At 56.4% G+C, this 22,979-nt stretch carries 19 protein-coding genes and 1 tRNA gene; 13 read left to right on the top strand and 7 right to left on the bottom strand.

The window, feature by feature from the left end; translation table 11 throughout:
- Positions 1–4: 4 nt before the first annotated feature.
- The 4 genes from BHU62_RS04390 to BHU62_RS25360 all read left to right on the top strand — a co-directional run bounded on the left by BHU62_RS04390 (position 5) and on the right by BHU62_RS25360 (position 7,663).
- A complete protein-coding gene (locus BHU62_RS04390; RefSeq protein ID WP_073529324.1) occupies positions 5–4,429 on the top strand; it encodes an NACHT domain-containing protein in 4,425 nt (1,474 codons plus the stop codon).
- Positions 4,426–5,871, top strand: coding sequence for a multidrug DMT transporter permease (locus tag BHU62_RS04385; protein ID WP_073529323.1), 1,446 nt, complete (start codon positions 4,426–4,428; stop codon positions 5,869–5,871). Before BHU62_RS04390 ends, BHU62_RS04385 begins: the two co-directional genes overlap by 4 nt.
- Positions 5,872–5,960: 89 nt before the next feature.
- Positions 5,961–6,968 (top strand): hypothetical protein, encoded by a 1,008-nt coding sequence (locus tag BHU62_RS25365; protein WP_236720629.1) that lies wholly within the window; start codon positions 5,961–5,963, stop codon positions 6,966–6,968.
- Entirely contained in the window at positions 6,914–7,663 is a 750-nt protein-coding gene (locus BHU62_RS25360; RefSeq protein WP_236720624.1) for a hypothetical protein, read from the top strand. Before BHU62_RS25365 ends, BHU62_RS25360 begins: the two co-directional genes overlap by 55 nt.
- A 181-nt stretch (positions 7,664–7,844) precedes the next feature.
- Here BHU62_RS25360 and BHU62_RS04375 read toward each other — a convergent pair whose 3' ends face one another.
- The 3 genes from BHU62_RS04375 to BHU62_RS04360 form a co-directional block, all read right to left on the bottom strand.
- A complete protein-coding gene (locus BHU62_RS04375) occupies positions 7,845–9,053 on the bottom strand; it encodes a tyrosine-type recombinase/integrase (protein ID WP_073529322.1) in 1,209 nt (402 codons plus the stop codon).
- 175 nt (positions 9,054–9,228) lie between these two features.
- Positions 9,229–9,305, bottom strand: a tRNA-Arg gene (locus BHU62_RS04370).
- A 413-nt stretch (positions 9,306–9,718) separates the two neighbouring features.
- Positions 9,719–9,928: a hypothetical protein gene (locus BHU62_RS04360; protein WP_073529320.1), complete on the bottom strand. Its 210-nt coding sequence runs from the start codon at positions 9,926–9,928 to the stop codon at positions 9,719–9,721.
- 206 nt (positions 9,929–10,134) lie between these two features.
- Here BHU62_RS04360 and folD point away from each other — a divergent pair, with 206 nt between their 5' ends.
- Together folD and ybcJ are read left to right on the top strand one after the other, a co-directional pair.
- On the top strand, positions 10,135–11,001 hold the full coding sequence (gene folD, locus BHU62_RS04355) for a bifunctional methylenetetrahydrofolate dehydrogenase/methenyltetrahydrofolate cyclohydrolase FolD (protein ID WP_004940177.1): 867 nt from the start codon (positions 10,135–10,137) through the stop codon (positions 10,999–11,001).
- Between the two features lie 10 nt (positions 11,002–11,011).
- Positions 11,012–11,224 carry a ribosome-associated protein YbcJ gene (gene ybcJ, locus BHU62_RS04350; RefSeq protein WP_049278727.1) on the top strand — a complete coding sequence of 71 codons (213 nt, stop codon included), beginning with the start codon at positions 11,012–11,014 and terminating at the stop codon, positions 11,222–11,224.
- Positions 11,225–11,285: 61 nt separating this feature from the next.
- On the opposite strand, the gene cysS is transcribed toward ybcJ, so the two are convergent.
- Positions 11,286–12,671, bottom strand: coding sequence for a cysteine--tRNA ligase (cysS, locus tag BHU62_RS04345; protein WP_038875101.1), 1,386 nt, complete (start codon positions 12,669–12,671; stop codon positions 11,286–11,288).
- A 309-nt stretch (positions 12,672–12,980) separates the two neighbouring features.
- Between cysS and ppiB the strand changes: the two genes are divergently transcribed.
- The 4 genes from ppiB to purK all read left to right on the top strand — a co-directional run bounded on the left by ppiB (position 12,981) and on the right by purK (position 15,946).
- Complete coding sequence (gene ppiB / locus BHU62_RS04340) at positions 12,981–13,475, top strand: peptidylprolyl isomerase B (protein ID WP_004940183.1); 495 nt, start codon at positions 12,981–12,983, stop codon at positions 13,473–13,475.
- A 10-nt stretch (positions 13,476–13,485) separates the two neighbouring features.
- Entirely contained in the window at positions 13,486–14,208 is a 723-nt protein-coding gene (locus BHU62_RS04335) for a UDP-2,3-diacylglucosamine diphosphatase (RefSeq protein WP_060440541.1), read from the top strand.
- 149 nt (positions 14,209–14,357) lie between these two features.
- Positions 14,358–14,882, top strand: coding sequence for a 5-(carboxyamino)imidazole ribonucleotide mutase (gene purE / locus BHU62_RS04330; protein ID WP_073529319.1), 525 nt, complete (start codon positions 14,358–14,360; stop codon positions 14,880–14,882).
- Complete coding sequence (gene purK, locus BHU62_RS04325) at positions 14,879–15,946, top strand: 5-(carboxyamino)imidazole ribonucleotide synthase (protein ID WP_043146773.1); 1,068 nt, start codon at positions 14,879–14,881, stop codon at positions 15,944–15,946. The genes purE and purK overlap by 4 nt, the downstream gene beginning before the upstream one ends.
- A 69-nt stretch (positions 15,947–16,015) precedes the next feature.
- Here purK and ybbP read toward each other — a convergent pair whose 3' ends face one another.
- Positions 16,016–18,448: a putative ABC transporter permease subunit YbbP gene (gene ybbP, locus BHU62_RS04320; protein ID WP_060423509.1), complete on the bottom strand. Its 2,433-nt coding sequence runs from the start codon at positions 18,446–18,448 to the stop codon at positions 16,016–16,018.
- Positions 18,445–19,131 carry a putative ABC transporter ATP-binding protein YbbA gene (gene ybbA / locus BHU62_RS04315; RefSeq protein WP_004940192.1) on the bottom strand — a complete coding sequence of 229 codons (687 nt, stop codon included), beginning with the start codon at positions 19,129–19,131 and terminating at the stop codon, positions 18,445–18,447. Before ybbA ends, ybbP begins: the two co-directional genes overlap by 4 nt.
- On the opposite strand from ybbA, the gene tesA reads away from it, so the two are divergent.
- The 3 genes from tesA to BHU62_RS04300 all read left to right on the top strand — a co-directional run bounded on the left by tesA (position 19,102) and on the right by BHU62_RS04300 (position 21,475).
- Complete coding sequence (gene tesA, locus BHU62_RS04310; RefSeq protein ID WP_164268474.1) at positions 19,102–19,740, top strand: multifunctional acyl-CoA thioesterase I/protease I/lysophospholipase L1; 639 nt, start codon at positions 19,102–19,104, stop codon at positions 19,738–19,740. The genes ybbA and tesA overlap by 30 nt on opposite strands.
- A 26-nt stretch (positions 19,741–19,766) precedes the next feature.
- Positions 19,767–20,543 carry an SDR family oxidoreductase gene (locus BHU62_RS04305; RefSeq protein ID WP_064290370.1) on the top strand — a complete coding sequence of 259 codons (777 nt, stop codon included), beginning with the start codon at positions 19,767–19,769 and terminating at the stop codon, positions 20,541–20,543.
- Between the two features lie 77 nt (positions 20,544–20,620).
- Positions 20,621–21,475, top strand: coding sequence for a co-chaperone YbbN (locus tag BHU62_RS04300; protein ID WP_025160052.1), 855 nt, complete (start codon positions 20,621–20,623; stop codon positions 21,473–21,475).
- A 283-nt stretch (positions 21,476–21,758) separates the two neighbouring features.
- Here BHU62_RS04300 and cfa read toward each other — a convergent pair whose 3' ends face one another.
- On the bottom strand, positions 21,759–22,910 hold the full coding sequence (gene cfa, locus BHU62_RS04295; protein WP_073529318.1) for a cyclopropane fatty acyl phospholipid synthase: 1,152 nt from the start codon (positions 22,908–22,910) through the stop codon (positions 21,759–21,761).
- Positions 22,911–22,979: the final 69 nt, after the last annotated feature.

Here is a 22,979-nt window from a genome sequence, read left to right as displayed (position 1 = left end):
CGCTATGAGTGAACATATTAAGAAAACTGCCATCACGGCAGCTGGTTATATTTATCAAAATCGCCAGGGTCTTAAGGTCCTGTGCGATTGGCTTGATGCACCGGTGCGTTATAGCCGCGTGAAATTTGAGTGCGATAATGAAAACGAAGCACCACAGGGCCTTGATGACATTGTCATCGAACGAAGTGATGGCCTCGTTGATCTTCAGCAGATCAAGTTCACCCCGGATGCTGACAAGCATCCCCTGTCTTGGGATTGGATGCTAGAGAAAACGGGCAAAACGGAGCGGTCTAGATCGATGCTACGTAAATGGTTCGATGCTTTCAAACAACTCGATCCAGCACGTATTGGTGAAATCTCTCTAATAACGAACCGCCGGCCTGATGCAGCTATTGAAGCTTGTCTGGGGCTAGATAGGATTCATTTTTCCAAGATCCCTGAGCCTCAGCGCTCCAGAGTAGAAACTGAACTCGGTAGCATTGAGGAATGCGAAGCGTTTTTCAACCAATTACGCATTCAACACAGCGATAAGGGCTACATCGCATTGGAGCATGATGTTGATGCACGTCTTCGACTGCATGGTACAGCTGAGGGTATAGCTACCCTCAAAAATATAGCCCTGAACTGGGCGACACAAAAGAACACCCCGGCACCGAACGGTTGGATCACACAGACCGAACTCCGCACTATCCTGCGAGCCTCACCGCCGACACCGCTGCCAGAGGACTTTGTCGTTCCAAAAGGGTATGAGGTTCCTGACGAGACGTTTCATCAAGAATTTGTCCAGAGCATAATTAACGCCACAGGGAAGGCAATCGTGCTGACAGGTCCACCTGGTCGGGGAAAGAGTACCTATCTGAGTGCACTGTGCGACACGCTCGCAGAACAAGGCATCCCAACGGTACGCCATCACTACTTTTTGTCCACAACGGAGCGTGGTCGTGACAGGCTCAATAGCTATGTTGTCGAGCAATCCATTCAGGCACAGATCCAACAGTTCCACGGAGATGTTCCGAAGACGAGTGGAGGCTTACATACGCAATTGGAGGCATGCGCTACCCACTACAAAGCACTGGGTAAGCCATTCGTGCTCATTATCGATGGCTTGGATCATGTCTGGCGTATCAACGCTGAAGACAAACGACCGCTTGACGACCTTTTCTCTCAGGTAATTCCCTGCCCGGACAATATGGTGTTGCTCGTCGGTACTCAGCCGGTAAATGACGCCCAGTTGCCAACGGACCTGCTTGCATTTGCTCCAAAGGCCGAATGGCGAACCTTACCGGCAATGTCTGAGAATGCAGTTCTTTCCTACCTTCGTAGAGCACTCCAAGAGGGCAAGCTTACAAGTCATTTCGAGGATGAGCGGCAAGCCGAAGAACAACTGCAAGATGCAGCATCTGCACTCCGCAACAGAACAAACGGCCACCCTCTTCACGTTATATACGCGACAGCGGAACTGGAACATGCCGGTCATAAATTATCCCGCTGGGATGTTGAGCAGTTGAAGGGGGACTTGAGCAAAGACGCCAAATTCTACTATGCATCGTTGTGGGAGCATCTTCCCCCAAGCCAGAAGGACACACTAAGACTCATCTGCGCCTTTCCGTTTTTTTGGCCAAAAACTGCCTTCTCAGAGATCACAGCGATCATCAAGCTGGCGGATCCTGAAGTCGGCAAAGTGGAACATTTACTTCACTCATCAGCAGCTGGTTTGAAGGTCTTTCATGAGAGTCTGGCTGTTTTCGTGCGCGCAACCGCAGGCTACGAGGCTCGGATTAATGAACTGATGCCTGCGGTAACAGATTGGCTTGAGCGCTTGGCTCCCAGTTCACTACGTGTGAACTGGTTATGGACGGTTCAAGCGAAAATGGGCAAGCCCACCAATCTCATCACAGGTATTACCCGTGACTGGATCATGCGCCGCTTAGAAGAAGGTTATCCCAAATCGCTCTTCGACACACTACTATCTGACGCTCTGGTTGCTGCACTTGAAACCGCAAAATTTGCAGATGCCTATCGCCTGGCACACTTAAAGTCTCGCATGGTCGATGGTAGCCAGTTCCAAATGCAAGACGACGACTTTGCCAGGCTCATATCATTTACGTTAACTCTGGCGGCAGAAGAAAGCGTCATACGCGAGGCTGTTGCGTCCAGGCACGAAACGGACATCCTGAATGTTGCAGCGCTTGGTCTGGCCTTACACTCGCGAGGTGATCAAGTTCTGGCTGAAACCTGTGGTGAAGAAGTGCTGCACCGTTTCAAGGGCTTGAACCAGTTCTCCCGCAAATATAACTCAAGGACGGGCTCTGATGAGTTTACATTTCTGGCCAGTGCATTCGCGCAACTCGGCGTTATAGGGGCCACTCCTGAGAAACTCGCGTGGTTGGTAGAGCGAAATCGGCCGGCTGCATGGCTGCCTCGAGTTCAAATGCTGGTTGATGAAGGCAATTTGGACGACTTAATGGCTGTTGCTGCTTCGCTATCCAATAGCCATAAAAAACGTATCATCAGCGATGCTTGCATTCGCGCAGCAGCAAAAGCGGGGGTAGATGTTACCGAGCGCGAAGACTTCAATGTACTGGTCAGAACTCCATTTGTGGCTGCGATAGAGGCTGCTCTTACGAAAACCTCAACGCCTTCGAACGAGCCAGTTCCGGTGAATTGGCTGAAGGGCAACTACTATGAGCGCACAGATGACTTGGCGGCGCTAACGCACCACTGGCTATTTGGCGCTGTACATCTAAGTCTTTGTATGATTGCGGAGGGGCAATCAAACTTCGAGTACATCAAAGCCCCTGTCTATGAAGATAGAGAAAATATTACTGATTACCTCAATGCCCTGTCCGCCATTGGTGCACAAATAGCTCAACGTTGGTGGCGCGGTGAATTCATCGATTTCCATGTGCTATATGAATTACTCGAACCTATTGAATTTCGGAGATTCAGGCAGAGTTATGATAGAAACTCAGCTGCCGGGGATCTCCAAGCAGCACTACACCGTATCGCTTGCGATATTCATCTTGGTAGTGTTCTACTAACTGGTATTAGTGATGTGGAACTTTCCCCTGAGACTATTGATGCAGCCTTGCAATGCACTTGGTTCGATAGCACATCTTTCCGCACTCAATACACAGCCGGATCGCTGACAAAAATGGCATACGAAGCCGCTGTGACATTCATTCGCGCTCAGCGTCTATTGCTTGATGCAGACATTCAAAATGAGACCAGCATCCATCTTCAGATACCATTACAACTCTGCTCAATTGCGATCGAGCATCGCCTTACTTCTGATGCTCGTGAACTTTGTACACAGACATGGGAGCTGACAACCGGATATGGGCATCGCAAAGATCCAACACTAAATAATACGGTAGATGCCATCGCTTATCTGGCCGATGTTGCGCCGAAGGAAGCCTGTCGATTACTTAGCCAAATTGCACCGCAAATCCACCATGTTCTGAATTACACAGATGGCAAGGGCACAAGGCATGTTCTTACTGAAGCTGATCGGCTGCTAGCTAAGCTTAAGCCTTCCGCACTGGTGATAAAATTGGAAGAGCATACATGTTCGGGTGACTGGGCTCTGGCCGAAAGTAGCATGCAAACCTACATCAAACAGGGAATCATCGAAGGGTGGCCACTGGATGCTCTGTTACGCACTGGCCTTCACCCCGAAATACGTGATGCCCTGAAACAACTTGTGCAGGATGGCTGTGCAAGCGCTTCCGAACGGCTTCGTATTCTTGAAGAGCATACTGGATGGGATATTGGTTGTTTACAGCGCCAAGAAAGCTCAGGCAGTGACACTGACAACAAACCTTATGACGGAGACGTCACGGTCTTTAAACCTGAACAATTAGAAGACTTACTCAAAAGTCTGGAGCCATATTATAAAGAACGACCGGAGCTTCTTCGGACTTGGTACCAGTACTGGGAAAGCCAAAAGAGGGGGCGAGATTTACTCGTTGAGCTTGATAAGGTTCTTTTTTCAGATAACAGATGGATGAGAGAAGCACTATCTCTGTCTGAGATAGCTTTTCAAGCAAAACGAAAATTAAGTGGCTTGCCAGCGGCATGGAAGTATCTTGTACATGCTCAGATCCGCAGTGGAGGATGGATTGGCTACATGGAGAGAGAAGAAAAGACCTGTAACAGACTCGAGCTAGTCGCTCAATACTATTCGAAACGCTGTGATGAATTTGTGACAAAAACGACATATAGCATGTTCGATGACCCAGAACCGTCACGCCTTGCCCCGTCGGAGCTCATGGTCTATTTATACATCAAGCAGAACCGTATAGAAGAGGCTGTGAAATTCGCAGAGACGATGGTCAATTGCGTGATTGAGGATACTCGGACCTTGCCTTTGGAACCACCTCGCTGGATGTTAGAGCTGGTTTTACCTAACTCCCTGGAGGTTCAATGAACGACCTTCACATTCTTCTTGCCCGTCTTGGGTGGCCATCTACGTCTGCCCGGTGGTGGACTATGCAGGAAATTGCGGCTCGACTGGGAGAACCTGCGACAAAGGCGGAAACCGAATCCTCACTACTTCACTTACTGCGTTCACGCAAGCTTGAAGCTGAAGTTGTCGAAGTGCTGTGCATCTTCTGGATGGCAATAAAAGAGTTCAACTACTCTCCCACTATAGAGTTGGCTAAAAATATTATTCTACCCTCTCCACTTTCAGATCTGCTGGTGAATAATTTTGGGCTACCAATTCAAGTCAACTATGCGGTTCTGGAAGTTGCCCCAGAAGATTTCATTATTCCTGATGACTTTGATGGCGTTCAAGGCGTGGATTTGCCAAAAATATTCCGGACGACCATAAGTAGGCTTGAAGATTTTACCAGTTTTCCGTTTGTTCGACAAATGGCCTTCGAGTGGACAAAAAACCGGGCGTCATATCCGGATGCTCCGTACCAAGGGGATGCAGGATATTTCATTCGCCCCTTAGGTGATGGTTTTTCCAGTCATTTTTCAACTCGAACCGCTCTTCGCGTTATTTCCGCTTACCTTCGCACGTTAGCTGTGGCCACACACATTTGGAAGATACCAGCGGAGTTGACGGATCAGAAATCTCTTTTGGCACTGCCGATTCATCCAACTTTGGCCTTTCTTCGGCCAAGGCGTCCTGACTGGTTACCGACATTGACTGAATTCAACGGTGACAGTAATGCGATCGAGATTTCATTGCGTACTCTCCTTGGTCGAGTCGAGGCGGAAAATCCTGGCGACGAGCTAATAGCTTTTAGCTCGCCCATCGTAATGTCGGAGGAACGGTGTGTAGAAGTGTCGATTATGCGATGGTCACAAACCGTAAACGGCGGTTTGGAAGAAGCCGACTTGGCAGCCCATATCGAATCCTTCTGGACGTGTGGAGAGATGCTTTCTAGCCAAGCTACTGATGAACTCAGTACAACAACTCTAATCGTTCCACCAACTTTCAAACAGTTAGTGAATAAAGACTGCGAGGCTTGGCCCCTAGCCGGAACGCTCGATTTTGATCGGATAGGATACCTTCAACATGATCTGTATCCATCCCGACTATTTTTGCCGACGATGCCAGGAGCGGTAAATATGATTGAAATTACACCGCATGATGGGCGGCTACAAGCTAAGGTAGGGGGTCAGGTCATCGCAGATTTTTACTACTGGAACGCGGGATGGGGCCCAGCAAAGCCATGGCAGTTTCAAGGTAATTGTGGGTCAGCCCTCATATCGCGGGGCACTGCATACCGGGAGAGTAGCGCAACAGATAACGGGACACTGCGAGCGTTTTACTCTTGGCAAGTCCGTACATTGCATCGAAATGGTAGCTATAACAGATTCAGTGAAACAATCGCCACAGGTGTCGTATTTGTTTGAAGCTTGCTCTGTTGATTGTGATAGACCGGATGACCAACGTGTAAATTGAAGACAATTTTAAGATGACTAAAAGGAAATTAATTTAACTCATGCGTCCATTTAAATTTGCAGATCTTCATGCTGTTTCGGAAAAGCCTCAAAATGATGAGGTTTCCTGGCTTTTAGGGGCTGAAGATTCAATTAACTATCTGAAAGAAAACACTAAAAATGATGAAATCGTCATCTACGCAAGCGGAAGTAGCATTTTGATTCACGGAGCACTGGCCCTAGCAAAAAACGTTGCTCAGGCAGATGGAGATTCACTGCAAAACATGCGCATAGATATAGACGATTGTTGGAAGATTCAAAAATCATGGGGCGGTGGCCAAGGACATAAAATATACCTTGAACCACCACTAGATGGTTACAACGTCTTTAAAGGTGGAGAATCTCTCATTTTTCGCCGTAGATTTGATGGTGTTATAGAGGGTCGTCCCACCATTGAACTAAGTCAGAAACTTGTGCATAGCCTTGATTTGCACTATGTAGCCGAACGCAATGCTTATTGTCGTCTTGACTCTCGAGGTGATATTGAGGATGTAATCAAGATTACCCAACACAAGGTACCAACACTTTTTAATTACCTGGATGTTGTCACGATACAAAGAAAGGATTTGGATACATATATGACGCTATCCAAAGCGTGCCTTGTCTTGAAATTTGACTTCACCCGTGTCAAATGGGGTAACTTCGCTGGCTGGGGAGATATCAACAGATACAATAAAGAAGAAGAGGGTCTATTTTATCACGGCGGAATTAATAGTGAAGCCAGCTATTGCAATGGTGTTATGATCGTACGTCCACAATTGTCCTTGCGCGATCTGGTCAAAGCATGGAAGGATGAAGAGAATCCATCCAGGAGAAAATACGCAACTTTCAAAATTTTTGATCGTAAAAACAACTGTAATGTTGAAACATCTTGCAGCCCAAGTTCTATATCTAACTACTTTCAGAAATCCGAGCTACCTTGGGAAGTTTCACCCGTTTTTTTAGGTCAGAGGTTTTGCATCGCTTCAAGGCCGATCCAGAAAAATTTACCTTCGAAGATAGAAGCATAGCTTGCCGTAATGCATGGTATTTAAAATCCTACGACATTAATGAGGCTGGGCAGGTTCATGCATATATTGGTGATTTGGCAAAATTACCCTATGAAGAGCAGATCTATTGGCAATCCTTCAACGAATGGCCAAAGGGAACGATTTCAGAGCGTGCATTTCAGACGGATATTGTAGGGGATTGGGATTCGTCCTATGAACCGTTGGGAGTGCTAAAACATACGATTTTAGTTATGGACAAAAATCCGCCATCTTGGTGGAAGTCACGAGGTACAACTCTGAGTGATGCTGTTCAGTATCCAGCAACGGATTCGGTTAAGGAATGGGGTGATGAAGTGCTTGCTCTCGATCAGTATCTAGTTGAAGGCTTTTTACAAAAGCCACTAAGCGAGATCGCGAAACATGGGGGCCGAATCATTGAAGCCAAGTGGGGATCTCTACGCTTACTTCAAGAAGCACTTATTGCAAAAGGAACAACAGAAGAACACGCTAAAACACTCGTTCAACCAATGCAGAAACTGCACGCTCTACGCACGGAAGTGCGCGGTCATGCATCTACTGAAAAGAAGAAAAAAGCCATTTCTGAAGCGCGAACTAACCATGGAAACCTTCGAGCACACTTTACGCATATTGCAACAGAATGTGAAAGATCACTAGCTGAAATCTTAATCATTCTCGGTCTAAAATTAGACAGCTAGCAGTTTTCTGCATTTGAATGACATTCATTTCCTAGGGATAATGGTTGGTTATTCTACACCATGACCTGCTATCTTCCATTATCCCACTGAAACAAAAAAACAAGTTGCCGCTGAAACCAACAGTGCCAGCACTTTCGCTAGTACTGTTGATCTAATTAAGAAAAATCACGTTAACTTAGGCTCAGCCCCCAAACTTCCCATGAACCACATTCCCACCGAATTCTAAGCTGTCCACATAATCCCCATACCACTGCAACATCTCCCTGCGCTGCTCCAGATACTGTGCATGGTTGTAAGTGCCACGAATGGTGTTCTTATCCACATGCGCAAGCTGTAACTCGATCCAAGCTGTGTTATAGCCCTGTTCATGCAGGATAGTACTCATCGTGTGCCGGAAACCGTGTCCTGTCGCCTTCCCATGATACCCAATCCTTTTCAGTACCTGATTGATACTCGCTTCACTCATCGGTTTCGTAATGTCGTTACGGCCTGGGAACACCAGGTTGTAACGGCCCGTCACTGCCTGGATCTCACGAAGTGATGCCACAACTTGATCGGATAGCGGGACCAGATGCGGACGACGCATCTTCATCCTTTCAACCGACACTTCCCAAACACGTTTATCGAAATCAAACTCTTTCCATTCAGCCTGGCGAAGTTCGACAGTACGAACACCTGTTAACATCAGAATCCGAGTAGCAAGTCGGGTGATCGGGCTACCAGAATACGCAGCAAGAGCCTGTAAGAAATCAGGGAGTTCATCAGCTAACAGGTGGGGATAATGGGTGGATTTAGGTGCAGTTAAAGCACTTGCCAGTTCAGAGGCAGGGTTTGTTTCAGCTCTGCCGGTGACGATGGCATAGCGGAATACCTGATTGCAGGCCTGACGGATTTTACGCAGCTTATCGAGCACACCTCGCTTTTCGAGTTTACGTAGTGTGCTGAGCACTTCAAGAGGCTTGATCTCAGCAATAGGGCGCTTACCAATATCAGGGAAGATATCGTTCTCGAACGCCTCCATCAGATCGTCAGCATAGCCTTTCGACCAGTTAGGCCGCTTGTAGCCATGCCATTCCAGTGCAATAGCTTTAAAGGTATTTTCGACATTGGCTTTTTTAGCCAACCTCTCAGCTTTCTTTTCTTCTCCAGGATCACCGCCTAAGGCGATGATCTTCCGAGCCTCCTCGCGTTTCAGGCGAGCGTCGGCCAGAGAGATATCAGGATAAACACCGATAGAAAGCTTTTTCTCTTTCCCTAAAAAACGGTACTTCAAGCGCCAGTACTTCGCACCGTTAGGCTTTACCAACAAATACAACCCACCGCCATCAGTGAGCTTGTATTCTTTTTCTTTGGGTTTTGCAGTATCAATCTGTCGTGCATTTAGTGGCATAAAGGGGCCCCTAATTTCCATTGAACGAGATGAGCCCCCTCAAAGGCCCCCAGATACCACTTGATTTGGATATAACTGAGTTGACCTCGATAGAGCTCGTGACAGAAAAATTCAGTAATTTCAGGGAGTATAAAGGATAAAAAGCGAATTCAGTAGAGGTGAGTTGATTTGAAAATGGCACGCCCTATAGGATTCGAACCTATGACCTACGGCTTAGAAGGCCGTTGCTCTATCCAACTGAGCTAAGGGCGCATTGAGATGCGGCAACCTGCGGCTGCGGGTTGGGATTATACGGTCAGAGGTTAGCGAGTCAATGCCTTTTCATGACGTTACGGCGGCGGCCGTGCTTTATGGCGTTTTTTCCGCCAGCGCCCGCGCGGCGAGGGTTCCCGTCAACCGAGCGCCGCCATGCTGAACCAGGCCGACACCTACGTAAATCGGCGCGCGTTCAGACCACCGCCGCCCAACCTCCCTCCACCGGCAAAGGCGAACGGACTGCACGACTGCGGCGATGTCGCCCCAATCGGCATGCTCAACCACCCGCGCGTTGCAGGTCGCCGCCACCCTTTCCCCCAGTGTGGCGTCGGGGCGGGCGCTGTTTAAAGAAGCCTGGCTCCCCGATGCCCAAACCAGCAACAGCGTGCAGCCTGCCCAGGCGCAGCCCTTCATGCGCATAACTTCCGCCACAGCGCATTCAGGCGTGCCCGCCACGATGGCGCCGCCTCATGCTTGCCGAGCTGGTGCAACGCGGTGAGTTGCGCGCTGTCCGCCGGATGCAGTGAAGAATCGAACACCGTTTCCCCCACATGTTTAGGCTCCGTCGGTTGCTCGTCAGGCTGATGATGCAACGGGTAAAGCCGGGTTATCGTTCTCATGATCCTGCCCTCTTTCGCCCAGTGAACGGCCCCAGCGTATCCAAATACAGGTAAAAATGACGTAGAGGATCCTGAGGCCGGCAATAAAAAAAGCGTAAATCGGCGTCGGCAACGGCCGCGAGGGTGATTCTGCGCCTGACAGCGCGCTCAGCTTCTGCCAGAATAGCGGCATCCCCGCTTTTCTTAATTGATGGATTTCCACACTGATGTCAGCAAAGATTATTGATGGTAAAACGATTGCGCAGCAGGTTAGAAACGAAGTGGCTGAGCAAGTGAAACAACGTCTGGCGGCCGGCAAACGCGCCCCAGGGCTGGCGGTTGTGCTGGTCGGCGAGAACCCGGCTTCGCAAATTTACGTCGCCAGCAAGCGCCGCGCCTGCGATGAAGTCGGCTTCCTTTCCCGCTCCTACGATCTGCCCGCTGCCACCAGTGAAGCCGAGCTGCTGGCGTTGATCGACCAGCTGAACGCCGATGAGGAAATCGACGGCATTCTGGTACAGCTGCCGCTGCCGGCCGGCATCGATAACGTCAAGGTGCTGGAACGCATCCACCCGGACAAAGACGTCGACGGCTTCCACCCGTACAACGTCGGCCGCCTGTGCCAGCGCGCGCCTAAGCTGCGCCCGTGCACGCCGCGCGGCATCGTCACCCTGCTGGAGCGTTATAACATCGATACCTACGGCCTGAACGCCGTGGTGGTCGGCGCTTCCAACATCGTCGGCCGCCCGATGAGCATGGAGCTGCTGCTGGCCGGCTGCACCACCACCGTCACCCACCGTTTCACCAAGAATCTGCGTCATCACGTCGAGAACGCCGATCTGCTGGTGGTGGCGGTCGGCAAGCCGGGCTTCATTCCGGGCGACTGGATCAAACCGGGCGCCATCGTGGTGGACGTCGGCATCAACCGTCTGGAAAGCGGTAAAGTGGTGGGCGATGTCGATTTCGACGCCGCCAGCGAGCGCGCCGCCTACATCACCCCAGTGCCGGGTGGCGTCGGCCCGATGACCGTTGCTACACTGATCCAAAATACCTTGCAGGCCTGCGAGGAATATCACGACGTTCAACCTAAATAAGTAAGGCAGTATGGAAATTTTCAATCTGGACAATCATCCCCACGTCGAACTGTGCGATCTGCTGAAGTTCCAGGGCTGGTGTGAAAGCGGCGGCGCCGCCAAAGAAGTCATCGCCGAAGGGCAGGTGAAAGTCGACGGCAAGGTCGAAACCCGCAAACGCTGCAAGATCGTCGCCGATCAGGTGGTGGAATTCAACGGCGGCAAGGTCACGGTTAAACCCTAACCCGCAGCCATAGAAAAAGGCGCTGAATTCAGCGCCTTTTTTGTTTTTCCCTGCGGCCGGATTACTTGCGGCGCCAGGTGGTGCCCTGCGGGCCGTCTTCCAGCACGATGTTCATCTCGTTCAACCGATCGCGGGCAGCATCCGCCAGCGCCCAGTCCTTGGCGGCGCGCGCTTCGTTACGCTGTTTGATCAGCGCTTCGATCTCCGCCACTTCGCCGTCGTCAACCTGAGCGCCCCCTTGCAGGAACTGCTCCGGCTCCTGCTGCAGCAGGCCGAGCACGTTCGCCAGCTTACGCAGTTCCGCCGCCATGCCGTTGGCCGCCGCCATGTCTTCACCCTTGAGGCGGTTAACCTCGCGCGCCAGATCGAACAGCGCCGAATAGGCTTCCGGGGTGTTGAAGTCGTCGTCCATCGCTTCGCGGAAGCGGGCTTCGAACGCTTCGCCGCCGGCCGGCGCGGCGTCGGCATCGGTGCCGCGCAGCGCGGTATAGAGGCGCTCCAGCGCGGTGCGCGCCTGTTTGAGGTTCTCTTCGCTGTAGTTCAGCTGGCTGCGATAGTGGCCGGACATCAGGAAGTAACGCACCGTCTCCGCATCGTAATGGCCGAGCACGTCGCGAATGGTGAAGAAGTTATCCAGCGATTTGGACATTTTCTCTTTGTCGATCATCACCATGCCGGAGTGCATCCAGTAATTGACGTACGGGCCGTCGTGGGCGCAGCTCGACTGTGCGATCTCGTTCTCGTGATGCGGGAACATCAGATCGGAACCGCCGCCGTGGATATCGAAGTGGGTGCCCAGCTGCTTGCAGTTCATGGCGGAGCATTCGATGTGCCAGCCCGGACGGCCCGGCCCCCACGGCGACTGCCAGCTTGGCTCGCCCGGTTTGGACATCTTCCACAGCACGAAGTCCATCGGGTTGCGCTTCACGTCGTCGATCTCTACGCGCGCGCCGGCCTGCAGCTGATCCAGATCCTGACGCGACAGCAGCCCGTATTGCGGATCGCTGTCGATGGAGAACATCACGTCACCGTTGCTGGCCACATAGGCGTGATCGCGATCGATCAGGCGTTGGGTGATCTCGATGATCTCGGCGATGTGCTGGGTCGCGCGCGGCTCTTGATCCGGGCGGTCGATCAGCAGCGCGTCGAAGTCGGCGTGCATTTCCGCCAGCATGCGTTCGGTCAGCTGGTCGCAGGTTTCATGATTTTCCGCCGCGCGGCGGATGATTTTGTCGTCCACGTCGGTGACGTTGCGCACGTAGTTCAGCGAATAGCCGAGGTAGCGCAGGTAACGCGCCACCACGTCGAAAGCGACAAAGGTACGACCGTGGCCGATGTGACACAGGTCATAGATGGTTACCCCGCACACGTACATGCCCACTTTCCCGGCATGAATGGGTTTGAATTCCTCTTTTTGACGACTCAGGGTATTAAAAATCTTTAGCATCGGGAGATTCCGTGGTGTGCGTGATAACAAAAAAGATAACCGGGCTTCAGGTTTTCCGCCCGGTAGCGTATTGAAACCTGAAGCCTGATCTATTGCAAGGTTAAGGCCATGCTTTGCTGATTTCACGCGAATAAAATGCGCGAAATTCGGCGGCTGGCGCAATTGTTATAATATAACATAAATGCAATTACCACAGACAGTGCACGGTTGAGCCGCTGCTGACTCGCTGGGGCGGATATGTTATAAGGGCGGTCTGAATGTTCACTCGCTTTACGTGACGTCTCACTTCACCTTGTTAGGATTAAAACTATGGTTACTTTCCACACCAATCACGGCGATATCGTTATCAAGACCTTTGCTGACAAAGCGCCGGTTACCGTTGAAAACTTCCTGAACTACTGCCGCGCCGGTTTCTACGACAACACCATCTTCCACCGTGTGATCAACGGCTTCATGATCCAGGGCGGCGGTTTCGAGCCGGGCATGAACCAGAAAGCGACCAACGCGACCATCAAGAACGAAGCCAACAACGGTCTGAAAAACACCATCGGCACCCTGGCAATGGCGCGCACCAACGATCCACACTCCGCCACCGCACAGTTCTTCATCAACGTGGCTGACAACGACTTCCTGAACTTCCGCGGCGAAAACGTGCAGGGCTGGGGCTACTGCGTGTTTGCTGAAGTGGTTGAAGGCATGGACGTGGTCAACAAAATCAAAGGCGTGAAAACCGGCCGCAGCGGCATGCACCAGGACGTACCGGTAGAAGACGTCGTGATCAACAGCGTGACCGTCAGCGAGTAATCGCGGCTGCATGAGTACGCTGTTCATCGCAGATCTGCACTTGTGCGCACAGGAACCGGCAATCACTGCCGGTTTTCTGCGTTTTTTACGGCGCGAAGCAGTTCACGCCGACGCGCTGTACATCCTCGGCGACCTGTTTGAAGCCTGGATCGGCGACGACGATCCCGAGCCGCTGCACGCGGAGATCGCCGCGGCGCTGAAAGCGCTGCAACAGGCCGGCGTGCCCTGCTACTTCATCCACGGCAACCGCGATTTTCTGCTCGGCAAGCGCTTCGCCCGCGCCAGCGGCATGCAGCTGCTGCCGGAAGAGAAAGTGCTGGAGCTGTACGGCCGCAGGATCCTGATCCTGCACGGCGACACCCTGTGCACCGACGATCAGGCCTATCAGCAATTCCGCCGTAAAGTGCACAACCCGCTGATTCAAAAATTGTTCCTGGCGCTGCCGCTGCGCTGGCGACTGAAGATCGCCGCCAACATGCGCGCCCGCAGCCAGCAATCCAACCAGTACAAGTCGGAAGCCATCATGGACGTCAACCCGCAGGCAGTCGAACAGACGATGCTGCGCCACGACGTGCACTGGATGATCCACGGCCATACCCATCGCCCGGCGGTGCACCGGCTGGCGTTGAGCAACGGCGAAGCCCATCGCGCGGTGCTGGGCGCCTGGCACGTCGAAGGATCGATGGTCAAAGTCAGCGCCGACGCCGTCGAGCTGATCCAATTCCCATTCTGAGCCCCGGACTGGCGCGCGAGTGAAAATTCGCGCTTTCGGCGGTGAAAACCGGCGACGCAACCGTTTTCCTCGCCGTGCGCTCATGGTATGCTCTACGCCCTCATTCGGCCCTCAGCCGACGCCAGACAAATCACAGGAGCCTTACACCCATGGGAGCCAACGCCGCTTCAGCCGCCACTACCGGGGCGAAAATCGCAATTGTAATGGGATCGAAAAGTGACTGGGCCACCATGCAGTTCGCCGCCGAAGTCCTGACCCAGCTCGAAGTCCCCTTCCATGTCGAAGTCGTTTCCGCCCACCGTACGCCGGACAAGCTGTTCAGCTTCGCCGAGCAGGCTACCGCCAACGGCTTTGACGTGATCATCGCCGGCGCCGGCGGTGCGGCGCACCTGCCGGGCATGCTGGCGGCGAAAACCCTGGTGCCGGTGCTGGGTGTGCCGGTGCAAAGCGCCGCGCTGAGCGGCGTAGACAGCCTGTACTCCATCGTACAGATGCCGCGCGGCATTCCGGTGGGCACGCTGGCGATCGGCAAAGCCGGCGCCGCCAACGCCGGGCTGCTGGCGATGCAGATCCTGGCGCTGCACGACTCCGCGCTGGCGCAGCGTTTGGCGGACTGGCGTCGGGCGCAGACCGAAGAGGTATTGAACCACCCCGATCCGCGGGAGGACGCATGAAGCCAGTTTGCGTACTGGGCAACGGCCAGCTGGGGCGCATGCTGCGCCAGGCCGGCGAACCGCTGGGCATCGCCGTTTACCCCGTCGGCATCGATGCCGAGCCCGAGGCGGTGCCGTATCAGAACAGCGTCATTACCGCCGAGATCGAACGCTGGCCGGAAACCGCGCTAACGCGTGAACTGGCGACCCACAGCGCCTTCGTCAACCGCGACATCTTCCCGCGCCTGGCCGATCGCCTGACGCAAAAACAGCTGCTCGACCAGCTCGGCCTGGCGACCGCGCCGTGGCAGCTGCTGGCGAGCGCCGCCGAATGGCCGCAGGTATTCGCTTCGCTGGGCGAGCTGGCGATCGTCAAACGCCGGGTCGGCGGCTATGACGGCCGCGGCCAATGGCGCTTGCGCCCGGGCCAGGAAGCCGAGCTGCCGGCCGACGCCTATGGCGAGTGCATCGTTGAGCAAGGCATCAATTTCTCCGGCGAAGTGTCGCTGGTGGGCGCGCGCGGCCACGACGGCCGTTCGGTATTCTACCCGCTGACCCACAACCTGCATGAAGACGGCATCCTGCGCACCAGCGTGGCGCTGCCGCAGCCCAACCCGGCGCTGCAGCAACAGGCCGAGCAGATGCTGGCGGCGATCCTGAACGAGCTGAACTACGTCGGCGTGATGGCGATGGAGTGCTTTATCGTCGGCGATCGGCTGCTGATCAACGAACTGGCGCCGCGCGTGCACAACAGCGGCCACTGGACGCAAAACGGCGCGTCCATCAGTCAGTTCGAACTGCATCTGCGCGCTATTCTCGGCCTGCCGTTGCCGCAGCCGGTGGTGAGCACGCCGTCGGTGATGGTCAACCTGATCGGCACCGCCGTCAACGAACAGTGGCTGTCGCTGCCGCTGGTGCATCTGCACTGGTATGAGAAAGAGGTGCGCCCGGGCCGCAAGGTCGGCCATCTCAATCTGAACGACCCGAGCGCCGCCGATCTGCGCCAGGCGCTGCAGGCGCTGGCACCGCTGCTGCCGGGCGAATACCAAAGCGGGCTGGCCTGGGCACAGCAGAAGCTGGCCTAAGGCGCCGCCGCCGAAAGTAAAAGGGGCTAGCCTTAGGCTAACCCCTTTTTTCATCCCGCTAAGTCAACATCACCCCTCATAACTGCGGAACAGCGCCCGGCCGCGCAGCAGGCGTACGCCCAGCCAGCCGCCGCACAGCGACAATAGCAGCGCGCTGGCCAGCGGCAACGCCCACCACAGCACCGGCGTCGGCGTCCACGGGAAGTCGAATACCCGGCTCTGCAGCAGCCACAGCGCCGCCTCGGCGCCCACCGCCGCCGCGATGCCCGCCACCAGCCCCAGCAGGGCGAACTCGCACCACAGTGTGCGGCGCAGCAGCCGTTTGCCGGCCCCCAGCGTGCGGTACACCACCAGCTCCTGGCGGCGCTGACGCATGCCGACCTGCACCTGCGCCAGCAGCAGCAGGCCACCGCACAACACCACCAGCACCACCATCACCTCCAGCGCGCGGCTGACCTGCTGCAGCACGCCGCCGACCTGTTTCAGGATCGCGCCGATGTCCAGCAGGCTGAGCGTCGGAAACTGGCGGTTGAGCTGGGTCAGCATCTGGCCGTCGCCGTCGTAGCGGAAGCTGGTAAGCCAGGTCTGCGGCTGGCCGTCCAGCGCGCCCGGCGGGAAGATAAAGTAAAAGTTCGGCTTCAGGCTTTCCCAATCCACCTGGCGCAGACTGGTGACCTTGGCGCTGAACGCCTGGGTATCGCCGCTGAAGGTCAGCGTGTCGCCCAGCTTGATCTTCAGCCGCCCGGCAATGCCTTCATCCATCGAGACTTCGCCGCTTTTCGGCGGCCAGCTGCCCGCCACCAGCGGATTATGATCCGGCAGATCGGCCAGCCAGGTCAGGTTCAGCTCGCGGTTCACCGCCTCGCCGCCCGGATCGTCTTCATGCACCCGCTCGGTCGCCAGCTGCTGGTTTATCTCGGTCAGGCGCACCCGGACGATCGGATAATAGGTTTCCGGCTTGATCTGGTGCTGCTGCAGGAAGGTTTTCACCTGCGGCACCTGCGCCTCGGTCATGTTGAGCAGGAAATAGTTCGGGCTGTCCGGCGGCAGCTGTTGCTGCCAGCGTTCGAGCAGATCGCCGCGCAGCACCAACAGCAGCGCCAACAGCATGAACGACAGCGAAAATGCCGCCAGCTGGCTGATGGTCACCCACGGCTGATGCAGCAGGCGGTTAACCGCCAGCCGCAGCGCCAGGCTCTTGAGCGTGATGCGGCGCAGCAACAACAGGCTGCCCCAGCCGATGCCGCCCAGCAGCAGCGCCAGCACCGCCATACCGGCCAGGATCGCCCACAGCAGCGTGCTGGCCCCCATCAGCGTCACCAGCAGCGCCACCACGACCGCCGCCGTCACCGGCAGGAAGTAGCGCAGCGGCCAGACGTTGGCCACCACATCGCGGCGCAGCACCCGCAGCGGTTGGGTAGCCAGCAGCTGACGGTACGGCCGCAGCCCGACCAGCAGTGAAATCAGCACCAGCGCGCCGAGCGCCCACAGCCACGGCCAGGCGCCGGCGGCGGGCAATGCGGCCGGTAACACCGGTTTCAGCAGGCGAATCAACAGCGCTTCAAACGCCAGCCCGATCGCCCCGCCGCACACCGCCGCCAGCGCCATCACCGCCAGCCACTGGCCGACGATCAGCTTACGCAGCGCGCCGCGCCCGGCGCCGAGGGTTTTCAGCACCGCGATCAGATCGTAGCGGCTGCGGCAATAGTGGCTCATCGCCACCGCCACGGCGGCGATCGACAACAGCAGCGTCAGCAGGGCCGACAACAGCAGGAACTGTTGGGATCGCTGCAGCGACTTGCCGAGCGCGCTGCCGGACTCCTGCAGCCCGAACCAGCGCTGATCCGGCGTCAACTGCGGCGTCAGCCGTTCTTCGTAACGTTGAATATCCGGCTCGGCGCCGGCGAACATGTAGCGGTAGGTCAGGCGGCTGCCCGGCTGCACCGCGCCGGTCTTATCGACGTCCGCCAGGTTGATCATGATGCGCGGCGCGGTCTGGAACGGGTTGAAGCCGGCGTCCGGCTCCTGAATGATTTCGCCGGCGATGCGCAGCGTGGTGTCGCCCACCTCGAGCGAATCCCCGACTTTCACGTTCAGCAGCGCCAGCAGACGCGGTGCCACCAGCACGCTGCCCGGTTCGGGCTTGATGTTGGCCGGGCGCGTTTCCAGCTTGCCGTACAGCGGATAGGCCAGATCGGTGGCTTTCACGTCCGCCAGCTGCGGCCGATCGCCGGCATAGGTCATGGTGGTGAACGACAGCTGACGGCTCAGTTTCAGCCCCTGCTGCTGCGCGTCCAGCAGCCAGCCTTCCGGCACCGGATGCGCGCTGCGCAGCACCCGATCGCCGGCGATAAAGTCGCGGCTCTGTTGGCTGAGCCCTTTGTCCATGCGATCGCTGATGCTGCCCAGCGCCAGCACGCAGGCCACGGAGAGCGTCAGCGCCAGCCAAACGATCAGCAGCGACGGCGAGCGCCATTCGCGCCAGAACCAGCGCCAGATCATGCTTCCTCCCACAGCTTGCCTTCGCGCAGCCGCAGCCGCCGCTGGCAGCGCGCCGCCAGGGTTTCGTCATGGGTCACCAGGATCAGGGTGGTGTCAAAATCGCGATTGAGGGAAAACAGCAGGTCGGCGATGCGATCGCCGGTCTGACGATCGAGGTTGCCGGTCGGTTCATCGGCGAACAGCACCCGCGGCCGGCCGCTGAAGGCGCGCGCCAGCGCCACGCGCTGCTGCTCGCCGCCGGACAGCTGCGCCGGCAGGTGATCGAGCCGTTTGCCCAATCCCAGCTGTTCCAGCAGCTGCACCGCCTGCTCGCGGCTTTGCCTGTCGCTCTCGCCGCGCAGCAGCGCCGGCAGCTGCACGTTTTCCAGCGCGTTCAGCGTCGGCACCAGCATGAACGACTGAAACACGAAGCCGACGTTTCTGGCGCGCAGCGCAGCGCGCCCCTCTTCGTCCAGCGCGGTCAGCGACTCGCCGAGCAGGCGCACCTCGCCCTCGCTGCCGTCATCCAGCCCGGCCAAAATGCCCAGCAGGGTCGATTTCCCCGATCCGGATTCGCCGATCAGGGCGATCGTCTGCGCGGGTTTGACAAGCAGCTCGACTCCGGTAAGGATGGTGAGCTGATGCTCACCCTGACCAACGTGTTTACTAAGATGATGAACTTCAAGAACGTTTTCCGCTGGCATCTTCCCTTCCTTTTGCTGTTGGGATTATTCAGTTTACGCGCTGTCGCCGCCGATACCTTGTTGATTTTGGGCGACAGTTTAAGCGCCGGCTACCGCCTGCCGATCGAGCGGGCCTGGCCGACGCTGTTGGCCGAACAGTGGCAGAAAAAACCAGGCGCGCCACAGCTGGTCAACGCCAGCATCAGCGGCGACACCGCCGCGCAGGGGCTGGCGCGTCTGCCCGCGCTGCTGAAACAGCATCAGCCGCGCTGGGTGCTGATCGAGCTGGGCGCCAACGACGGCCTGCGCGGTTTCCCGGCGCAGGACGTACAGCGCGATCTCGGCCAGATCATCACACAGGTGCAGCAGGCCGGCGCACAGCCGCTGCTGATGCAGATCCGCATCCCGCCGAACTACGGCCGCCGCTATACCGAGGCGTTCAGCGCCGTTTACCCGGCGCTGGCCAAGCAGTTCAACATTCCGCTGCTGCCGTTCTATATGGAACAGGTGGTGGTGAAGCCGGAATGGATGCAGGATGACGGATTGCACCCCAATGGGGACGCCCAGCCGTTTATCGCCACCTGGATGGCGGAGCGCCTGGAACCGCTAGTAAAACATGAGTCTAACTAAATTAGGGTCGTACACTAGGTAAAGTTATGCAAAAAGCAGTATTGATAACCGGCTGCTCCAGCGGGATTGGACTGATTGCGGCGCAGGATCTGCGCAACCGCGGCTATCGGGTGCTGGCCGCCTGCCGCAAACCGCAGGACGTGGAAAACATGCGCCAGCTCGGGCTGGAAGGCATCGAGCTGGATCTGGACGACAGCGCCAGCGTCGAGCGCGCCGCCGCCGAGGTGATCGCGCTGACCGGCGGCCGCCTGTACGGCCTGTTCAACAACGGCGGCTTCGGCGTTTACGGCCCGCTCAGCCGCATTTCGCGCAGCCAGCTGGAGCGGCAGTTCGCCACCAACCTGTTCGGCACCCACCAGCTGACCCAGCTGCTGTTGCCGGCAATGCTGCCGCACGGCGAAGGGCGCATTATCCAGACCAGCTCGGTGATGGGGCTGGTCTCCAGCGCCGGGCGCGGCGCCTACGCCGCCAGCAAGTTCGCGTTGGAGGCCTGGTCGGACGCGCTGCGCATGGAGCTGAACGGCAGCGGCATTCAGGTCAGCCTGATCGAACCGGGGCCGATTTCTACCCACTTTAGCCAGAACGTCAACCAGGCACAGAGCGACAAGCCGGTGCACAACCCCGGCATCGCCAAGCGCCTGACGCTGCCGCCGGAGGCCATTCTGCCCAAGCTGCGCCACGCGCTGGAAAGCCCGCGCGCCAAACTGCGCTACCCGGTGACCCTGCTGGCGCACGCCATGAGCGTGCTGCGCCGCATTCTGCCGGGCCGCTGTCTGGATTGGCTGCTGCGCAGCAACGCTTAATTCGCCCGCCGGGGTTGAAGAATGGCGGCGCGCCCCCATCTACACCCCATGGCTCCGCACGATCAGAGAGAAAAAAGATGCTAGCTCAAGCTGTTGTTGATATTAACGAAACTAACCTGCACCAGACGCTGGAACAGTCGATGTCCATTCCGGTGCTGTTCTACTTCTGGTCCGAGCGCAGCCAACACTGCCTGCAGCTCACGCCGGTGCTGGACAAGCTGGCGGCGGAATACGCCGGTCAGTTTATTCTGGCCAAGGTGGACTGCGACGCCGAACAGATGATCGCCTCCCAATTCGGGCTGCGCTCCATTCCGACGGTCTACCTGTTCAAAGACGGCCAGCCGGTCGACGGCTTCCAGGGCCCGCAGCCCGAAGAAGCGATCCGCGACTTGCTGCAGCGTTTCCTGCCGAAGGAAGAAGACCTGAAACTGGCGCAGGCGCAGGAACTGCTGGCCGCCGGCAACGCCGCCGAAGCGCTGCCGCTGCTGAAAGACGCCTGGCAGAGTAGCCAACAGCGCAGCGACATCGGCCTGACCCTGGCCGAAACCCAGATCGCGCTCAGCCGTAGCGAAGACGCCGAAGCGGTGCTGGCAACTATCCCGCTGCAGGATCGCGATACCCGCTATCAGGGCCTGGTGGCGCAGATTGAACTGTTGAAGCAGGCGGCGGACACCCCGGAAATCCAACAGCTGCAACAGCAGGTGCAACAGCAGCCGGACAACGTCGAGCTGGCAGTGCAGCTGGCGCTGCAGCTGCATCAGGTCGGGCGTAACGAAGAAGCGCTAGAGCTGCTGATGGGGCATCTGAAGAAAGATCTGGCCGCCGCCAACGGCAACGCGCGCAAGACTCTGATGGACATTCTGGCCGCGCTCGGCACCGGCGACGCGCTGGCCGCTAAGTATCGCCGCCAGCTGTACTCCCTGCTGTACTGATATACCCTTCTTCTTTCCAGCCGCATCGTTGTTGGCTGCATGTTCGAACCCCAGTCACTTAGTTATCTAAGCTCCTGGGGTTTGTCACGTTTGCCGCCTGGACGCAACTGGAAATCCATTGGGTATATCTGTTGTCCCAAAGTAAATATTGAAGGGTATCCCCTAAATAGTTCGAGTTGCATCAAGGCGGCAAGTTTGTAAATCCCCGGGAGCTTACTCAAGTAAGCGAGCGGGGCGCGCAAACGCAGCCAACACAGATGTAGCTTGAAATATGACGGGGATATCAGCGATAGACCCGCACCCCGCCCTCCACGCCCGCCGGGCTGAACAACACCTGCCAAAGCTGAATGTTGCGCGAACGGAACGCGCCGGCGCAGGCGTTCAGGTAATAAGTGAACATGCGTTCGAAGCGCTCGGAATAGCCGCCGGCCAATTCTGGCCACGCCCGTTTGAAGTTCTCCAGCCAGGCCATCAGCGTGCGATCGTAATCGGCGCCAAAGTTGTGCCAATCCTCCATCACGAAACGCCCTTCGCTGGCCTCGGCGATATGTCGCACCGAAGGCAGGCAGCCGTTGGGGAAGATGTACTTGTCTATCCAGGCGTCGACGTTGAGATCGGTCTGATTGGAACCGATGGTGTGCAGCAGGAACAGGCCATCCGGCTTCAGGTTGCGCGCCGCGACGCTGAAATAGGTCTCATAGTTTTTCGGCCCGACGTGCTCGAACATGCCGACCGACACGATGCGATCGAACTGGCGATCCAGATCGCGGTAGTCCTGCAGCAAGATCTCGACGTCCAGCCCCGCGCAGCGTGCCTGCGCCAGCTTCTGCTGCTCGGCGGAAATGGTCACGCCGTGCACCGAGACGCCGTAGTTTTGCGCCGCAAACTGCGCCAACCCGCCCCAGCCGCAGCCGATATCCAGCAGCGTCATGCCCGGTTTCAGCTGCAGTTTTTCGCAGATCATCCGCAGCTTGGCCTGCTGCGCCTGCTCGAGCGTCTGCGTCTCTTTCCAGTAGCCGCAGGAGTATTGCATGTAAGGATCGAGCATCGCCCGGAACAGGTCGTTGCCGATGTCGTAGTGCTCTTTGCCCACCTGCCAAGCGCGCTTGCGCGATTGGCGGTTGAACAGCCGGGCATAGGCAACGCGCGCGATGTCGCTCAGGCTTTTCGGCAGCCGCTCATCGACGCCGGCCTGCAGAATGCGGGTGAACAGCATGTCCAGCCGTTCGCACTCCCACCAGCCGTCCATATAGCCTTCGCCGAAACCGAGCGAGCCTTCCTGCAAAATGCGTTTGAACAGCGCCGGGTTGTGCACCCGGATATCCCAGGTGCGCGGGCCGTTGATGGCGACGCCGGCTTCCGCCAACATCTCCTCCACAATGCGATACCAGCGATCCTTCTTCTGGGCGAGTTCATCAACACTGAGCGAATCCATAACAATCCTTGGCCGAAATGTCATTTCAAAAAGCATAGTCGCAAATAAAAATGACAAATTTTTGACGGT

Source organism: Serratia marcescens (genome assembly GCF_001902635.1).
Lineage (GTDB): Bacteria > Pseudomonadota > Gammaproteobacteria > Enterobacterales > Enterobacteriaceae > Serratia > Serratia marcescens_F.
Note: the sequence above shows the minus strand (reverse complement) of the source record. Positions and strands in the feature narration are given on the sequence as shown.

What these genes read in the sequence shown, in the direction of transcription:
- BHU62_RS04390 (WP_073529324.1), top strand. Translation starts at nt 5, where the DNA reads ATGAGTGAACATATTAAGAAAACTGCCATCACGGCAGCTGGTTATATT.
- BHU62_RS04385 (WP_073529323.1), top strand. Translation starts at nt 4,426, where the DNA reads ATGAACGACCTTCACATTCTTCTTGCCCGTCTTGGGTGGCCATCTACG.
- BHU62_RS25365 (WP_236720629.1), top strand. Translation starts at nt 5,961, where the DNA reads ATGCGTCCATTTAAATTTGCAGATCTTCATGCTGTTTCGGAAAAGCCT.
- BHU62_RS04375 (WP_073529322.1), bottom strand. Translation starts at nt 9,053, where the DNA reads ATGCCACTAAATGCACGACAGATTGATACTGCAAAACCCAAAGAAAAA.
- BHU62_RS04360 (WP_073529320.1), bottom strand. Translation starts at nt 9,928, where the DNA reads ATGAGAACGATAACCCGGCTTTACCCGTTGCATCATCAGCCTGACGAG.
- folD (WP_004940177.1), top strand. Translation starts at nt 10,135, where the DNA reads ATGTCAGCAAAGATTATTGATGGTAAAACGATTGCGCAGCAGGTTAGA.
- ybcJ (WP_049278727.1), top strand. Translation starts at nt 11,012, where the DNA reads ATGGAAATTTTCAATCTGGACAATCATCCCCACGTCGAACTGTGCGAT.
- cysS (WP_038875101.1), bottom strand. Translation starts at nt 12,671, where the DNA reads ATGCTAAAGATTTTTAATACCCTGAGTCGTCAAAAAGAGGAATTCAAA.
- ppiB (WP_004940183.1), top strand. Translation starts at nt 12,981, where the DNA reads ATGGTTACTTTCCACACCAATCACGGCGATATCGTTATCAAGACCTTT.
- BHU62_RS04335 (WP_060440541.1), top strand. Translation starts at nt 13,486, where the DNA reads ATGAGTACGCTGTTCATCGCAGATCTGCACTTGTGCGCACAGGAACCG.
- purE (WP_073529319.1), top strand. Translation starts at nt 14,358, where the DNA reads ATGGGAGCCAACGCCGCTTCAGCCGCCACTACCGGGGCGAAAATCGCA.
- purK (WP_043146773.1), top strand. Translation starts at nt 14,879, where the DNA reads ATGAAGCCAGTTTGCGTACTGGGCAACGGCCAGCTGGGGCGCATGCTG.
- ybbP (WP_060423509.1), bottom strand. Translation starts at nt 18,448, where the DNA reads ATGATCTGGCGCTGGTTCTGGCGCGAATGGCGCTCGCCGTCGCTGCTG.
- tesA (WP_164268474.1), top strand. Translation starts at nt 19,102, where the DNA reads ATGAACTTCAAGAACGTTTTCCGCTGGCATCTTCCCTTCCTTTTGCTG.
- ybbA (WP_004940192.1), bottom strand. Translation starts at nt 19,131, where the DNA reads ATGCCAGCGGAAAACGTTCTTGAAGTTCATCATCTTAGTAAACACGTT.
- BHU62_RS04305 (WP_064290370.1), top strand. Translation starts at nt 19,767, where the DNA reads ATGCAAAAAGCAGTATTGATAACCGGCTGCTCCAGCGGGATTGGACTG.
- BHU62_RS04300 (WP_025160052.1), top strand. Translation starts at nt 20,621, where the DNA reads ATGCTAGCTCAAGCTGTTGTTGATATTAACGAAACTAACCTGCACCAG.
- cfa (WP_073529318.1), bottom strand. Translation starts at nt 22,910, where the DNA reads ATGGATTCGCTCAGTGTTGATGAACTCGCCCAGAAGAAGGATCGCTGG.